Genomic DNA, 16195 nt, shown 5'->3' on the forward strand with positions numbered 1-16195 from the left:
ATTTCACCCATCTACTACTTTAACATGGTAAAGCAATGAAGTGAAGAGGTGACATCCGAATGACGTCGTTCATCTACAATCCGAAGCTGATCCAACAGAAACAGCTGGAAATCGAGTTTCTCTCATTTTTCCACGGCCACGGGTTTGGCATCATCGACCTTCCTGTCGTTGAAGCGTTCGACTGGGGGGGCATGACAGAAGACGACCTGCTGCTCATGCCCCAGCGGGAGACATGGGTCCAGAACGGAACCGTCCATGCGCTCCGCCATGACTGGACAAACTCGATTGTCCGCTATTTGAACAAATACAAGATCGATGCCGAGCGGGCTGTCTACTCCGGACCTGTCTTTCACACGGGAAGCGAGCATTCCCAGCTCGGGATGGAGGTGTTCTCCGACAGCAGTGCGGAACAGCAGGATGCACTCGGCCTGCTGATTGAATTCATGGATGGCCGGCTCGGCGGACTGCCCCGTATGGCAGTCATCAGCCACTATGCCCTTCTCCCGATGATCCTCGGCGAAGACAGAATGGCGGAACCGGCGATCCGGCGGGCCCTGTCCCAGCGGAGCGAGTCCGCACTGAAAGGACTGCTCGGTAACCATCCGCTTCCCGCACTCCTCGGCGACCGCCCCGAAGCGCAGATTCATAAGCTCCGCTCCATCTTTCCGGAAATCAGTCCGATTTTGGAAGAGCTGACCGGCTGGGAGGAGACTCTCCGCCGGTCCGGGATTGAAGCGGTCTATCCGGACATCACCGCACTGCCGGCCCAGTCTTACTATGATGGCGTCTTCATCCGGCTCTACGGGGAAGGTCACACGGCGCCTGCCGCCTCCGGCGGACAGTACACCGCCCGGAAAAAGGCGTTCGGCATGGGAATCTTTTATTGAACAGTTCCGCTTTTATTCACGGTGTAAAGGATGATTTGGATGATTACGATTGCACTGTCCAAAGGACGGCTCCTGAAGAGCTTTTTGAATTACCTTGAACAGAACGGGCATCCCCGCTGGCACGGTGCACTGAAGTCTGCCCAGCGTGAGCTGCTCGTCGAAACGGAGGGGATCCGCTTTCTGCTCGTGAAGGGTGACGATGTGCCGACTTACGTCGAGGAGGGCATTGCCGAACTCGGAATCACGGGCAGCGACATCCTCGCCGAGAACGGCACCGATGTGAATGAACTGCTCGAGCTGCCGTTCGGCCGCTGCCATTTTGCGCTCGCCTCCAAGGAAGAGCTTCCGGAATACCGGACAATCGCAACGAAATACGTGAACTATGCCAAGTCGGTCTTTGACCGCTCGGAGAAGCCTGTGAAGATCATCAAGCTGAACGGCTCCGTGGAACTCGCGGCGGTGATCGGGATGGCGGACGCGATCGTTGACATCGTCCAGTCCGGCGAGACGCTCCGGATGAACGGGCTTCAGGAACGGGTTGTGCTCGATCCGATCAATGCCCGGCTCATCGCAAACAAGCACGCGTTCTTCACGAGATCCGCGGAAATCCGCGCATTCATCAATGAATTGAGGGTGAACTGAAATGCTGAGCGCCAGTGAATTCATGCAAACATACAAGCCGGCCGGCACTGCCGGCTGGGACCGTGCTTCGGCTGTCATCGGAATCATGGAGGACGTGCGGAAAAACGGCGACGAGGCGCTCGTCCGGTATACGAGGCAGTTTGACGGCGATGGAACTGCCGTCCGGGAAATTCCCGCCGAAGAGCTGAAGACGGCGTTTGATGCCCTGCCCGATGAACTGCGGAAAGCCCTCGTCACCGCCAGGGAAAACATCGAATCCTACCAACGGAAAATAAAATGGAAGGCGGCACTGCCGGACGGCGTTTACCCCGTGTACCATCCAATCCGGCGCGCGGGCATCTACGTTCCGGGCGGCAAGGCGAACTACCCGTCCACCGTCCTTATGACGGCGGTGCCGGCGAAAGTGGCCGGGGTTGAATCGATCACCGTCGTCACCCCTCCCCCGGGGAGCCCGGTGACGCTTGCCGCCTGCCACCTGTGCGGGGTCGACCGTGTATTCACAGTAGGCGGCGTGCAGGCGATCGCGGCACTCGCCTACGGGACGGAAACCATCCCTGCCGTCGACAAGATTGCCGGCCCGGGCAATGCGTACGTCGCGCTTGCAAAGAAACTCGTATACGGCGATGTCGGGATAGATTCCGTCGCCGGGCCGAGTGAACTGGCCATCGTCGTCGACGCACAATCGAATGCGGAATGGGCCGCACTCGATCTGCTTGCGCAGGCCGAGCATGACGAGAATGCGCGAACCTATCTCATATCGCTTGATCGTTCCAAGCTTGCCGAAGTGGAGCAGTTCGTCAAAGAGCTGTCCGAAACTGCCCCCCGGAAGGCGATCATTCTCGAAAGCCTCCGGAATAACCACTGGGCGGTCCTGGCGCAGAGCCGCGCGGAGGCGGTCGGTCTGCTGAATCGGATTGCGCCCGAGCATGCTGCGATCCAGACGGCGGACGCTGAAGAGTATGCCTCGGTTGTCACGAATGCGGGTGCTCTGTTCATCGGTGCTTACTCACCGGAGGCGGTCGGCGATTACTCGGCCGGGCCGAGCCATGTGCTGCCGACCGGCGGCAATGCCCGCTTCCAGTCCGGATTATCGGTGAATGATTTCCTCACGGCGAACGCGGTCATCCGGGTGAGCCCGGACGAATACGGCCGACTCGCCGGAGCCGGCATTCCGATTGCGGAAGCGGAGGAACTGTATGCGCATGCGGCTTCCATGCAGGCGCGCTTAAACGAAGGGCGGGATGAGTGATGGCAAAGCTTGAGCGGATAACGAAAGAAACCGAAATCCGGATGGAGCTCCGAAAGGGGACCGGTGAATCGGCGATCTCGACAGGCGTCGGGTTCCTCGATCATATGCTGACGCTGCTCTCGTTCCATGCAGGACTGGAGATCGATGTCCGGGTCCAGGGGGATGTCCGGGTCGATGACCACCATACGACGGAAGACACGGGCATCGTGCTCGGGCTTCTCTTAAAGGACATCCTCGGGGACAAAGGCGACATCCGGCGCTACGGCACTGCCTATGTACCGATGGATGAAACACTCACCCGGACTGTCATTGACGTGAGCGGCCGACCTTATCTCTCGTTCAATGCGGAAATCTGCCGAGAAAAAGTCGGGACATTTGATACGGAACTGGCACAGGAATTCTTTCGGGCGGTCGTGATGAATGCAGGGCTCACCGTCCATATGGACCTGATCCGCGGCGGCAATGCCCATCATGAAATCGAATCACTGTTCAAATCGTTCGCCCGCGCACTCCGGGAAGCGATGCAAACCGGTGACGGGCGGCTCGCCTCCACGAAAGGTGTTCTCGCATGACTTCCGCCGGGATGACGAACGGACTTCCTGGACTTCTGACGGCAGGCCGCCGGATCGCCATCGTGGACTATGGACTCGGCAACGTCGCGAATGTCCGCCGGGCACTGGAGTTTCTCGGTCACCGGGTCGGGCTGACGAAGGAACCGGACGAACTCCGTGCAGCGGATGTCCTGATCCTTCCGGGTGTCGGCCACTTTGGCGATGCGATGCGGAAGCTGGAGAAGGACGGGCTGATCCCCCTCCTCAGGAAACTGAAAGACGAAAAGCCGCTCGTCGGCATCTGCCTCGGCATGCAGCTGTTGTTTGAACAGAGCGAGGAAGGCGGAGCGGACGGACTCGGCTTCATACCGGGAGCGATCACCCGGATTGAGACCCGGCTCCCCGTTCCCCACCTCGGCTGGAACCGGCTGATCAGCACCGATCCGCGGTTGGAAGGGCAGGACATGTATTTCATTCATTCCTATAAGGCGGAACCCGGGCCTTATACGGTGGCGACCGCAGAATACGGCGGAGAGGAAGTCAGCGCGATTGTGCAGCACGGCAACCTGACCGGCATCCAGTTCCACCCCGAGAAAAGCGGGGACGCCGGACTGCTTCTTCTGCAGCGCGCCTTGACGGAAGGATTCAAGGACCCGGTGATCAATGTGAAGGAGGCGGAACGATGATTGAGATTTGGCCGGCGATTGACATTATTGATTCTGAGAACGTCCGCCTCACCGAAGGCGATTACGATACGAAAACGGCCATGGGCAGATCTCCGCTGGAAGCCGTGAAGTTCTACTGCCGCCAGCCGCAGGTCACCCGGATCCACCTCGTCGATCTCATCGGCGCCAAGAAACAGCGGCCCGCAGAAATGGACCTGTTCCGGCAAATGATCGATGCGGCCGACCGTCCGGTAGAGATCGGGGGCGGCATCCGCAGCGAGGAAACAATCCGCAGATATCTCGACATGGAGGCAAGCTACCTCATCATCGGGACGAAAGGTCTCTCGGAACCCGACTGGCTCATCGGGATGAGCCGGAAGTATCCGGGCAGGCTCATGCTCGGACTGGATGCGCGGGGAGACCGGGTCGCATTGAACGGCTGGCTGGAAACGGCGGAGACGACCGTCACCGAAATGCTGGACCGGCTGGACGGCGCCGAGCTGGCAGGCGTCATCTACACCGATATCGCACGGGACGGACGCATGGAAGGACCGAATGTCGCGATGACCGGAAAACTGGCGGGTGTATCAAAGTGGCCAGTGACTGCATCCGGCGGCGTCCGGAACGGTGCCGACCTGAAAGCGCTGGAGTCTGAAGGCGTGGCTGCGGCCATCGTCGGGAAGGCGGCGAACTCGGAGGCATTCTGGGAGAGCCTTTGAGACTGAGTGAAATCAATTACGGCGCGAGTGAGCGCACAGAAGGATCGAGTGGTTTCATAGGGCTGAGTGAGCGCATAGCGGAGCCGAGCGGATTCATTCCTCATGACAATCAATGGAGGTGACAACGATGATCAAAAAACGCATCATCCCCTGCCTGGATGTGAAAGACGGGCGGGTGGTGAAAGGGATTAACTTCAGGGGGCTGCGCGACATCGGCGACCCGGTGGAACTTGCCGCCCGCTACAACGCGGAAGGGGCGGATGAACTTGTATTCCTTGATGTGTCTGCAACGGACGAGGGGCACGGACTCATGCTTGATGTGATCCGGCAGACGGCGGAGACGCTGTTCATCCCGTTGGCGGTCGGCGGCGGCATCCGGACGGCGGATGACATCGGACGGCTTCTCGGGGCAGGCGCCGATAAAGTGAGCATCAATTCTGCGGCACTCGCCCGTCCCGCCCTGATCGCCGAAGCGGCGGGACGGTTCGGCAGCCAGTGTGTCTGCCTGTCGGTCGACGCCGGCTGGGACGAGGAAGCCGGCGACTGGTTCTGTTTCACGCACGGAGGCAAAAAACAAACCGATGTCCGGGTGCTCGACTGGGTCCGGGAAGGCGAACAGCAAGGAGCCGGTGAGATCCTGCTGACGAGCATGCAGGCGGACGGGACGAAAAACGGCTTCGACCTTCCGCTTTTGAAGGCGGTGGAATCGGCGGTATCCGTTCCGGTGATAGCATCCGGAGGTGCCGGGGCTGCGCGGGACTTCGTGGAACTCTTCAGGGAGACCGGCGTGTCGGCCGGCCTTGCCGCCTCGATCTTCCATAGCCGGGAGACGTCGGTCGGTGAAGTGAAGGCCCTGCTCAAAGAGAGCGGAGTCCCGGTCCGGGAGCTTGCCGGGGGTGTCCTGAAATGAAGCCGGATTTCTCCAAAGGACTCCTCCCCGCCATTTTGCAGCACGGGCGCGAACGGACCGTCCTCATGCTCGGCTATATGAACGAAGAAGCCTATGAACGGACGCTTGAGGAAGGCGTCGTCTGGTTTTATTCACGGAGCAAGGGAAGGCTCTGGAAAAAAGGAGAGTCCAGCGGCCATGTCCAGCGGGTGCTGGACATCTCCCTGGACTGTGACTGCGACGCGCTCCTGATCCAGGTGGATCCTGCCGGCCCGACATGCCACACCGGTTCCAGAAGCTGCTTTGGTGATGAAAGTCCTGCACCGGTGCAGGCGCTCGAAGAAATGATCCGCCGCCGGGCAGAAGATCATGACAGCGGTTCGTATACGAATTATCTCCTCAATGAAGGGCTGGACAAGGTCGCCAAAAAATTCGGCGAGGAAAGCTACGAGGTCGTGATCGCCGCAATGAAGGGCGACAGGGATGAACTCAGGGATGAAACGGCCGATCTGCTCTATCACCTGTTCGTCCTTCTTCACGAACAGGGTCTCGGGATCGCGGAAGTGGAGCAAGTGCTCCATGAGCGGCATTCCAGGAAAAACAATTTCAAGGGCGAACGGAAAGACGTCGAGAAATGGTAAACAGGAGAAGGAAAACAAAACCGTTTTCCTCCTCCTGTTTTCGTTTTCAGACTAACCCCTGCGCCCGTTTGCGCTTTTATGCCTGCTTCACAGGACGCAGCGCATGCTTCAGCACTTTCCCTGATGCGTTGCGCGGAAGTTCATCCAGGAACTCCACTTCCTCCGGGAGCTTGAACTTCGCCAAATGCCGGGTACAGTAGGCGAGAATCGCTTCATCGGATGCTTCCTTCCCCTCTTTCAGTACAATGAACGCCTTTGGCACCTCCCCGTAAACCGGGTGTGGCATGCCGACAACAGCTGCTTCGAGGACCTCCGGAATCTGGAACAGCACCTCCTCGACTTCCAGCGGATAGACATTCTCCCCTCCACGGATGATCATGTCCTTTTTCCGGTCGACGATGTACAGGAGGCCGTCATTATCCGTCCGCCCCAGATCTCCGGAAAACATCCAGCCGCCCCGGATCGCACGGGCTGTCTCTTCATCATTTTTCAGGTAGCCCTTCATGACTTGCGGACCCCGTACAACGATTTCCCCCACTTGACCCGGCGGGACCGGATACCCGTTCTCATCCACGACCTTCACTTCAGTGCGGGGAAGGGCCTCGCCGACAGAGCCGATCTTTTCAAGCGCGTAATGGTCCTTCAGCGTCGTTGCGGCCGGTGTATTCTCGGTCTGGCCGTACAGGTTCTGTACTTTCACGTCCGGGAATGTCTCCTTCAGCTTTTTCACAAGCTCGTACGGCATCGGTGCCGCCCCGTAGCAGAACAGCCGCAGTTTTGGAACGTCCAAGTCCCTGATGTCCGGCCGGTTGAGCAGAATCGCAAACATGGCAGGCACTCCGAAGAACATCGTCGCATCCTTCTTTTCGAGTGTCGCAAGCGTCTTCTCCGGTGAGAACGACCGCTCGACCACGAGCGATCCCCCTTTGTAAGTGACCGGATTCATGAACACATGGCTCGCGGCACAATGGAACAGCGGTGTCGAAATCTGCATCCGGTCTTGATCGGTGATGTCCATCGCCTCAGCCCAGATTTCCGCCGTTGCGAGGATATTCGCATGAGACAGCATGACGCCCTTCGGCTTTCCGGTTGTCCCCGACGTGTACATGATTACCGCCGTGTCTTCCGCGTTGAGCGGAACCGGTTGAAATACAAGGGATTCATCTGCCAGGATGTGGCCAAATTCGTCCGCTCCCCCAATTTCAAGCACTTCCCCGAACCGATGTCCCGTTCGGTCCGACGTCTCCCTCAGTTCTGCGTCCGTGATGAGCCCCTTTGCTTCCGAATGATCGAAAATGTATCCGATTTCGCTCGCCGTCAGTTTCGTGTTCACCGGCGCACAGACGAAGCCGCCGAGCTGGATGCCGAAATATGCGGCAATGAAGGCATCCGAATTCCCTGCATAGAGCGCAACCACATCCCCCGGCCGGTATCCCTCTCTTTGGAAATAAGCGGCGATCCGCTCCGCTTTTTCCCTGAATTCGCCGTATGTCCACTCCCTGTCCTCAAAAATCGTATATACCTTCTCCGGCTGCGACTTCCCGTAGTCAATGACGAGCTCAGGCATAAACATGGCCGGTGTCCTCCCTTTTCTTTTTAATCATGATCCTCTCATATAGTTAAATGTTTGTTCCCAATATTCCTTCTTTTCCGGCTGATCCATTTCAGCACGAATTCATTTTATGAATGGACCTGAACCTGTACGGATAGCCTTGAGAAGGCCGGGAGCGAAAGTGACCGGGCGGATGCACACTCCGGCGGGCTTTTGGCATATGTATATAAAGGCTCAGCAAAATCGGGAATGGATGGTGACTGAAATGAGCAATGGCTCATCATCAAACCGCGGGAACCAATCCGGCGGGGGCGACAAAAAGCAGCAGCAGCTCGACCAATACCGGATTTCCAACATCGGAAAACCGATGACGACCAACCAGGGACGGAAGATTTCCAATGACTCGGAAACCTTAAAAGCCGGCGTCCGGGGCCCTTCCCTGCATGAGGATTACCACTTCCTCGAGAAGATGACCCATTTCAACCGGGAGGAGATTCCGGAACGGGTCGTCCACGCGCGGGGTTACAGCGCATATGGAGAATTTGAATGCTATGAGTCGTTGAGAGACGTCACGAAAGCCTGTTTCCTGCAGGAAGCCGGGATGAAGACACCGGTGACCGTTCGTTTCTCCACCGTCCAGGGACCGAAAGGCTCGATGGATACGGCAAGGGATCTTCGTTGCTGGGGAACGAAGTTCTACACGGAGGAAGGGAACTACGACCTGACAATGATCGATATGCCGGTGCTGATCAACCAGGACCCGATGAAGTTCCCGGATGTGATGCATGCCTACCAGCAGAAGCAGGACGACGGAATCCCGACTGCAACCGGCGCGCACGACCGGTTCTGGGACTATGTGGCGAACAATCCGGAGTCCATCCACATGGTGATGTGGATCATGTCCGACCGGGGCATCCTCAAAAATTACCGGGTCATGGAAGCCTGGTCGATCAACACGTATCTGTTCGTCAACGAAGAAGGCGTCGCGACCTTCGTCCGTTTTGTCTGGAAGCCGGTCCTCGGCGTCCATTCCCTCCTGCAGGATGAAGCCCAGAAAATCGGCGGGATCGATCCCGACTATCACCGGCGGGACTTGAGGGAAGCGATCGACAAAGGAGCATTTCCGGAGTATGAGCTCGGCATCCAGCTGATCCCGATGGAGGATGAGTTCAAGTTTGACTTCGATGTGCTGGATCCGGCCAAGTTCTGGCCGGAGGAAGTCGTACCCGTCCAGCTTGTCGGCAAGCTGACGCTCAACCGCAACATCGACAACTACTTCACGGAATCCGAACAGGTCGCGTTCAACCCGGCCAACGTCGTGCCGGGAATCGGATTTTCCAATGACCCGGTCCTTCAGGGCCGGCTCCTGGCCTACCGGGATACTCAGCATCACCGGCTCGGAAGCGGAAACTATGACGAACTTCCGATCAACAGGTCGATCTGCCCGTTCCACAATAACCAGCGCCGCGGGTACATGAGGATGCGGATCGATGTGGACCAGGTCAACTACCACAACAACTCGCTGGCGGGCAACACGCCGCATACCACCCCTCCGGAGGAAGGCGGGTACGTCCATTATCCGAAGAAAGTCGAAGGCCATGTGATCCGGGGACGCAGCCCTTCCTTCAATGACATCTACTCTCAGCCGAGGATTTTCTGGAACAGCCTCACGCCGATCGAGAAGCAGCATACGATCGAAGCATTCAGCTATCAGCTCGGGCGCGTGAAAAGCGAATCCGTCCGGCAGCAAAACGCCGATCTGCTCGTGAACATCGATCAGGGATTAGCCTACACCGTTGCCAAAAACATCGGCGTCGAACAGCCGGAAGGCACCCATGTGGATGTGTCGACGAGCTATCCGTCCCTCAGCCAATTCAACACTCCGAGATACGCTGCCACCCAGAAAGTGGGCATCCTGATCGGCAATGGCTTTGACGCACAGGAAGTCGCGAATGTAATGAACACGCTGAGCCAGAACGGAGTGTTCATCGTCGGCATCGGCGAAACGCTCAGCCCTGTAACGGCATCCGATGGCTCGACACTGAAAGTCGATCAGACGTTCCTCACCTACAGCCCGTATTTGGTCGATGCCTTGTACGTGGTCGGAGGAAACTTCAATAATCCGGAGAAAGCCCGGTTTGACATCGCTGAATATATCCAGGTCGCCTACAAGCACTACAAGCCGATCGGCATCGGCAAGACGGGCGGTTCCTTTATCCAGTTTGGAGAAAACAATAACCTGGCAGGCGTCGTCTTTGCGGCAAACAATCCGGCATTCGGCGAAGAATTCGTAGAAGCCGTTGCGCAGCACCGCTTCTGGGACAGGAAATAAAAATCAAATGCAAAAGACACAGCCTTGAAGGCTGCGTCTTTTTTTGTTTAAGGGTGACTTGCTTAACACTCGGATCGCTTTGCTTAACACTCAGACCCACTTGCTTAACACTCGAAGCCCTTTGCTTAACACTCGCTCCCCCACGGCGATGCCTGCCTTCAAATCGGACCCCAATTGATCAGGACGGCAGCACTGAGCATGATGACCGCAATGACAACCCAGATGAAGAAAAGCGGCAACATCCAGCGGAACCACTTTGTCCAGGCGACCCCGGCGACAGCCAGGCTGGCCATGAGCGGACCCGATGTCGGGAAAATGCTGTTTGTGAAGCCGTCACCGAACTGGAATGCCTGGACGGCCACTTGCCGGGTGATGCCGAGCATGTCCGCCAGCGGTGTCAGGATCGGCATGGCGATCATCGCCTGCCCGCTTCCGGAAGGCACGAAGAAGTTCAGGATCCCGTTCGAGACGAACATCCCCAGTGCCGCAAGAACCGGAGGAAGGGATTCAAGCGGGACGGACAACGCCTGAACGAAGGTGTCCAGAATCTGGGCGTTTTCCATGATGATCAAGATCGCGCGGGCAAGTCCGACAATGAGTGCGCCGTACACCAGATTCTTGCATCCTTCCATGAATGCGAGAGTCAGCTTGTTATAATTCATCCCCGCGATGATTCCCGCACCGAGGCCGATGATGATAAAGAAAGCCGCCATATGGTTGATCGACCATTGAAAGCGGATGGTCGCAAAGATGAAGAACGCCAGCGCAACCCCCGTGAACAGCAGGATGATCCGGTGACGGACGGTGAACGGCGCCGACAATGCATCCTCATCCCCGCCGTCTTCATCAAGTATGCCGACCAGACTTCTAGCAGGGTCTTTGAGCACCTGCCTGGAGTACCTCCATGTATACCAGATGGTCGTCCCCACGATCACCACAAACGCTGCAATCCGCAGTCCCATGCCCGAGAACAGCGGAACGTCCGCGATCGTCTGGGCAATCCCGACTGTGTACGGGTTCAGGAAGCCGACGTTAAATCCTGCAAATGTCGCTCCAAACGTGATGGCGACGGCCACGAGGGCATCCAGTTTCAGCGCCCTGCAAATGATCAGGCCGATCGCCACGAACGGGATCACTGAATTGGCGACCGCGCCGATCGCTCCGCCCAGCGCAAACAACCCAGAAACGATGGCGATCAGCCAGAACTCCTTCCCTTCGGTCAGTGCGACGGCCCGCAGGATCCCGCCACGGATGGCACCGGAACGTTCGATCACCTCAAAGGCGCCTCCGGCAAACAAGATCAAGAATATCAGTTCCCCCGATTGGACCATCCCCTCCTGCAAAGCAAGGAAGATGTCCATGAATCCGGCCGGTGAGCCATCCGTCTGGGTGTATGTGCCCGGAATGACCCTTTCGACACCCCCGACTTCTTCCCGCTCAAATGCACCGGACGGGACGATATATGTAGCCAAAACTGCCGCCAGTAGCACCGCAAACAAAATGACGTATGTATCCGGCATTTCCCACTTTCTCTTTTTCCCTTCACCCATTCCCTACATCCCCTGCCTCTTAAGCTTATATTTATTCTGAATATTGTTCCCAATATACAGTCATGAACGCCAGATTGCAAATGTCGCTGCATATGAAAAAAACCGGCTCCCTGAAGAGAGCCGGCCCATCCGTTATTGTTTCGTCTTATTGGCGATTTCGATCGCCCGGTTCGTTCCCTCCGCCGCTTCGTCCAGCACCTTCTGCGGATCTGCGCCCTGATACAGGTTTTCAAGCGCGGTGACGATCTGCTGCCTGGATTCCGGGAAGACGGAGATGAGTGCGCCCTGCGTCGCGATCGACGGCTTCGTGTCCTGGAGCTGGTCGACCGTCACCTGGAACTGCGGGTATTCATCCCACTTCTCTTTGACGATGTCTTCCTCATAGGCATCCGGGTTGATCGCAAAGTATCCGGTATCGAGATGCCACTGTGCCTGGACTTCAGGAGTCGTCAAGTACTTCATGAATTCCCATGCCGCCTTTTGTTCTTCATCGGCAATTCCCTTGGACATCCAGAGGGAGGCACCGCCGATGATGACTCCCTGGCGCTCCACCTCATCCGCATGCGGGATATAGGCGACACCTACTTCAAACGGCGAGCTGTTGATCGCGTTGGCCACGCCAGCTGAGGAATCCATATACATGGCGACCTTGCCGGAGGAGAAGGCGGCACGGATATCATCCCAGTTCGTTCCGAAGTTGCCGAACGTGCCGGCCTTGTTCATTTCGTTGAGGAAGCGGAACACGTTCAGTCCTTCCGCACCGTTGAAGACTGCCTCGGTCGCATCGCCGCTGCGGCCGTTCTCTTCATTCACATACAGTCCGCCCTGCGTGGCGACGAGTTCTTCGAAGAACCAGCCGTATGTGAGCATGGAGAATCCGTACATATCGTCCGTCTTCAGCTTGGCCGCCGTGTCAATCACGTCAGCAAACGTTTCCGGCGCTTTCTCCGGGTCGAGCCCGGCTTCCTTGAAGGCGTCCTTATTGTAGAGCATGACAGGAGTGGACGAGTTGAACGGCATCGAATAAAGCTCCCCGTCAACCCGGTAGTAGTTCAGGATGTTCTCCTCGAGCTGCTCAAGGTCGTATCCATCCTCATCGATGAATTTCTGCATCGGCTCGATATAGCCGCTGTCGATCATATATTTTGTTCCGATCTCAAACACCTGCATGATCGCAGGGGCATCTTTGGTGCCGCCGATGCTCCGGAGCTTCGTCAAAAGTTCTTCATAGCTTCCCTGGAACTCGGCCTTGACCGTGTAATCGCCCTGGGATTCATTGAACCCTTCCACGATGCTGTCAAGGGATTCCTGCCCCGAACCGGACATCGCATGCCAGAATTCAATTTCCACCTTGCCTTCATCATTGACCGCCGCTTCACTTTTCTTATCACCGTCATCCGTTCCGGAGCCGGACTTTTCCGGAGCCGCTCCCGGATCGCTGTTCGTGCATGCTGCGAGGATGAGTGCGAGCAAGGCCACCATGATAAATCCGATACGCATTCTCTTCTTCAACTGGTTTCTCCCCTTTTCAGATCGAATTTTATTTCAGCGCGCCCTGAGTCAGGCCCTTCTGCAATTGCTTTTGTCCCAAGAACAGGAGCAGCAGTGTCGGGATGATCACGACGATGACCCCTGCCATCACCACCCCCCAATCGGTTGCGACTTCCTGGGACTGCAGCTGCTTGAGGCCGATCTGGACCGTCCGGACCGAGTTGTTGGTCGTGACGAGAAGCGGCCACAAATACATATTCCAGGTCGTCAGGAATCCGTATGCCCCAAGTGTCACGAGGCTCGTTTTGGAAACGGGCAGCACGACTTTCAGGAAAAAGCGGAAAGGTCCGAGCCCTGCCACCTGTGACGCTTCATGCAGTTCCTTCGGGATGGTCTTGAAGTGTTGCCTGAGCAGAAAGGTTCCGAATGCAAGCGCAAAGAACGGCAGCGTCAGGCCTTGGTACGTATTGAGCCAGTTCAGATTCTGGATGATGAAGAAATTCGGGATCATGGTCGCTTCCCACGGGATCATCATCGTGGAGATGAACAGGAAGAATACAAAGTTGCTGCCCCGGAACGGGATGAACACAAATGCATAAGCCGCGAGCGAACAGACGACGAGCTGGCCGAGCATGACCCCTGCCGAGACAATGAAGCTGTTCAGCAAGTAGTTCAGGAGCGGCAGCCGGTCAAACACCCGGATGTAATTGTCCAGATGGAATGATTCCGGGAAAAACTTCCCCTGGAGGATCTCCGGGCCGGTCATGAAGCTGATCATGAACGCATAGACGATCGGAAAGAAAAGAATGACCGCCGAAACCGTCAGCATTGTGTAGAAGGTGATTTTCTTCGGGACGCTCATCGTCATTGATAATGCACCCGCCTTTCACCGAAGCGGAATTGGAGAATCGTCGCCACCAGGATGCAGAGGAACAGGAACACGGCCTGTGCGCTTGCCGTTCCGAATTGGTAGTTGACGAATGCTTCGCGGTAAATGGAATAGACGATGAGATTGGTGGACTGTGCCGGTCCGCCCTTTGTCAGGATATCGATCTGGCCGAATGTCTGGAATGCATTGATCAGCGAAATCGTAATGATGAAGAACAGCGTCGGCGAGAGCATCGGCAGCGTGATCCGCCGGAGACGGTAAAAATACCCCGCCCCGTCGATCCGTGCACTCTCGTATAGGTGCTCATCGATATTCTGAAGCCCGCCGAGCAGGATGAGGAAGCTGAACCCGGTATTCATCCAGATGGTTGAGATGGCCACCGAGACGAGCGCCCACTGCGGATCGAGCAGCCACTGGATCTGCGGAAAATCAAAGAGTGCGAGGAACCGGTTGAACATCCCGATGCTCGGGTGGAACATGAACAACCAGACAACCGAGGACGCGGCAACCGACACTCCCATCGTCGAAGAATAAATCGTACGGAAAAATCCGATTCCCCGCAGCTTTTCATTCGCCAGGAGTGCCAGGAACAAGGACAGGAGAATTCCGGCCGGCACAGTGTACAGCACGAACAAAAGCGTCGCCTTTGCACTGTTCAAAAAAGCCGGCGAATCGAGAAGGTACTTGTAGTTGTCCAAACCGACGAACACCGCAGCATCCCCCGCCTGATCGGTCAGGAAAAAGCTGAGATAGATTGTCCGGAACATCGGATAAAAAACAAATACGGAAAATAAGATGATGGATGGCAGCAGATACAGAATGGCTGTCCTGGCACGGCGGCTCCGTTCCCACACACCCGGCTTATGCTCGGTGGCAATGAATTCGTCCGGACGGCTATGTATCGTACTCATGTCGCCGCCCCCTCCGCCGGAACCGACAGCTGCCGGGCGGCCGGCTTTTTCATCAGCGTACCGCTTTTGGCGTCAAACAGACAGATCGACTCTTCATCGAGGGCGATTGGAATCCGGTCTCCGGGCTGGATCTGCCACTGGCCGTTCCACTTGGCCGTCCATTCCTCCGTTCCCGCAAGGAATGAAAAGACCGTCTCATGTCCGAGCACCTCGACATTCGTCACTTCTGCCCTAAACACCGGATGCTCTGACGTGCCTTGCGCCGGCATGAGGAATTCCGGCCGGATGCCGACTGTGACCGGCCCTTTTCCGATGCCTTCAAACGCCCCTTCCGGCAACCGGATCGGTTCTCCTCCCGGCAGGATGACCGAGGAGGTTCCGGGATCTGCTTCTGCCTGGGCCAGGTTCATCGGAGGTGATCCGATGAACGTCGCAACGAACGGATTCGCCGGATGATTGTAGATTTCGATCGGGCTGCCGATCTGCTGGATCTTCCCTTCGTGGAGGATCATGATCCGGTCACCCATCGTCATGGCTTCGACCTGGTCGTGGGTCACGTAGATCATCGTGATGCCGAGCTGTCTCTGAATGCGCCGGATTTCAGAACGCATATGCCCCCTCAGCTTCGCATCCAGGTTGGACAGCGGTTCATCCATCAGGCAGATCGGCGCTTCGCTCACGATGGCGCGTGCCAGCGCTACCCGCTGACGCTGGCCGCCGGACAGTTCTCGCGGCTTGCGCTTCATGTAGTCCGTGAGTCCGAGCATTTCGGCCGTATCCTGCGCACGTTTTTTCCTTTCCGCTTTGGGAACCTTTTTCACATCGAGGCCGAATGTGATATTATCTTCGACGCTGAGGTGGGGATAGAGTGCATAGTTCTGGAAAACCATCGATAAGTCGCGCCGGCTCGGCGGAAGCCGGTTCGCCGTCTGTTCCCCGATTTTCAGTGTCCCGCCGGTGATTTCCTCGAGGCCTGCAATCATCCGGAGCATGGTGCTTTTCCCGCAGCCGGACGGTCCGACGAGAACGAAAAACTCTCCCGGTTCAATCCTGACATCGATGTTGGAGATTACGTCCTTCTGCCGATCATAGGACTTCGATATACCGATCAACTCCACTTTTTTCAAATGAACACTTCCTTCCCCCGTTTCCGAGCACCTTGCAAACGTTACGTTTCATCAAACGATATGATATATTTCCAAATAGTCTGATATAAATATCGTACCG

Annotated in this window: 15 protein-coding genes; 9 read left to right on the forward strand and 6 right to left on the reverse strand. The window is 56.9% G+C overall.

Going from position 1 to position 16195, the window contains the following annotated elements:
• Nucleotides 1-59: 59 nt before the first annotated feature.
• The 8 genes from B0B07_RS03425 (at nucleotide 60) to hisIE (ending at nucleotide 6243) form a co-directional block, all read left to right on the forward strand.
• A complete protein-coding gene (locus B0B07_RS03425; RefSeq protein WP_076756952.1) occupies nucleotides 60-887 on the forward strand; it encodes an ATP phosphoribosyltransferase regulatory subunit in 828 nt (275 codons plus the stop codon).
• A 39-nt stretch (nucleotides 888-926) separates the two neighbouring features.
• Complete coding sequence (gene hisG, locus B0B07_RS03430; protein ID WP_076756953.1) at nucleotides 927-1529, forward strand: ATP phosphoribosyltransferase; 603 nt, start codon at nucleotides 927-929, stop codon at nucleotides 1527-1529.
• Between the two features lies 1 nt (nucleotide 1530).
• Nucleotides 1531-2778 (forward strand): histidinol dehydrogenase, encoded by a 1248-nt coding sequence (hisD, locus tag B0B07_RS03435; protein WP_076756954.1) that lies wholly within the window; start codon nucleotides 1531-1533, stop codon nucleotides 2776-2778.
• The gene (gene hisB, locus B0B07_RS03440) at nucleotides 2778-3350 is read left to right on the forward strand and encodes an imidazoleglycerol-phosphate dehydratase HisB (RefSeq protein ID WP_076756955.1); all 573 of its coding nucleotides are present in this window, start codon (nucleotides 2778-2780) and stop codon (nucleotides 3348-3350) included. Before hisD ends, hisB begins: the two co-directional genes overlap by 1 nt.
• Nucleotides 3347-4015, forward strand: coding sequence for an imidazole glycerol phosphate synthase subunit HisH (hisH, locus tag B0B07_RS03445; protein ID WP_234982236.1), 669 nt, complete (start codon nucleotides 3347-3349; stop codon nucleotides 4013-4015). Before hisB ends, hisH begins: the two co-directional genes overlap by 4 nt.
• Nucleotides 4012-4713: a HisA/HisF-related TIM barrel protein gene (locus tag B0B07_RS03450; RefSeq protein ID WP_076756956.1), complete on the forward strand. Its 702-nt coding sequence runs from the start codon at nucleotides 4012-4014 to the stop codon at nucleotides 4711-4713. Before hisH ends, B0B07_RS03450 begins: the two co-directional genes overlap by 4 nt.
• Before the next feature lie 127 nt (nucleotides 4714-4840).
• The gene (gene hisF / locus B0B07_RS03455; protein WP_076756957.1) at nucleotides 4841-5623 is read left to right on the forward strand and encodes an imidazole glycerol phosphate synthase subunit HisF; all 783 of its coding nucleotides are present in this window, start codon (nucleotides 4841-4843) and stop codon (nucleotides 5621-5623) included.
• Nucleotides 5620-6243: a bifunctional phosphoribosyl-AMP cyclohydrolase/phosphoribosyl-ATP diphosphatase HisIE gene (hisIE, locus tag B0B07_RS03460; protein WP_076756958.1), complete on the forward strand. Its 624-nt coding sequence runs from the start codon at nucleotides 5620-5622 to the stop codon at nucleotides 6241-6243. Before hisF ends, hisIE begins: the two co-directional genes overlap by 4 nt.
• Nucleotides 6244-6319: 76 nt before the next feature.
• On the opposite strand, the gene B0B07_RS03465 is transcribed toward hisIE, so the two are convergent.
• On the reverse strand, nucleotides 6320-7816 hold the full coding sequence (locus tag B0B07_RS03465; protein WP_076756959.1) for a class I adenylate-forming enzyme family protein: 1497 nt from the start codon (nucleotides 7814-7816) through the stop codon (nucleotides 6320-6322).
• 244 nt (nucleotides 7817-8060) lie between these two features.
• Between B0B07_RS03465 and B0B07_RS03470 the strand changes: the two genes are divergently transcribed.
• Complete coding sequence (locus tag B0B07_RS03470; RefSeq protein ID WP_076756960.1) at nucleotides 8061-10127, forward strand: catalase; 2067 nt, start codon at nucleotides 8061-8063, stop codon at nucleotides 10125-10127.
• Nucleotides 10128-10285: 158 nt separating this feature from the next.
• Here the strand turns inward: B0B07_RS03470 and B0B07_RS03475 are convergent, their stop codons facing one another.
• From B0B07_RS03475 to B0B07_RS03495, 5 genes are all read right to left on the reverse strand, one after another.
• Nucleotides 10286-11677 carry a YfcC family protein gene (locus B0B07_RS03475; protein ID WP_076756961.1) on the reverse strand — a complete coding sequence of 464 codons (1392 nt, stop codon included), beginning with the start codon at nucleotides 11675-11677 and terminating at the stop codon, nucleotides 10286-10288.
• A 132-nt stretch (nucleotides 11678-11809) separates the two neighbouring features.
• On the reverse strand, nucleotides 11810-13177 hold the full coding sequence (locus tag B0B07_RS03480) for an ABC transporter substrate-binding protein (protein ID WP_200805785.1): 1368 nt from the start codon (nucleotides 13175-13177) through the stop codon (nucleotides 11810-11812).
• A 40-nt stretch (nucleotides 13178-13217) separates the two neighbouring features.
• Nucleotides 13218-14030 (reverse strand): carbohydrate ABC transporter permease, encoded by an 813-nt coding sequence (locus B0B07_RS03485; RefSeq protein WP_076757490.1) that lies wholly within the window; start codon nucleotides 14028-14030, stop codon nucleotides 13218-13220.
• Nucleotides 14031-14032: 2 nt separating this feature from the next.
• On the reverse strand, nucleotides 14033-14968 hold the full coding sequence (locus tag B0B07_RS03490) for a carbohydrate ABC transporter permease (protein WP_076756963.1): 936 nt from the start codon (nucleotides 14966-14968) through the stop codon (nucleotides 14033-14035).
• A complete protein-coding gene (locus tag B0B07_RS03495; protein ID WP_076756964.1) occupies nucleotides 14965-16095 on the reverse strand; it encodes an ABC transporter ATP-binding protein in 1131 nt (376 codons plus the stop codon). The genes B0B07_RS03490 and B0B07_RS03495 overlap by 4 nt, the downstream gene beginning before the upstream one ends.
• Between the last annotated feature and the right edge of the window lie 100 nt (nucleotides 16096-16195).

This window comes from Edaphobacillus lindanitolerans (assembly GCF_900156305.1).
GTDB lineage: Bacteria > Bacillota > Bacilli > Bacillales_A > Planococcaceae > Bhargavaea > Bhargavaea lindanitolerans.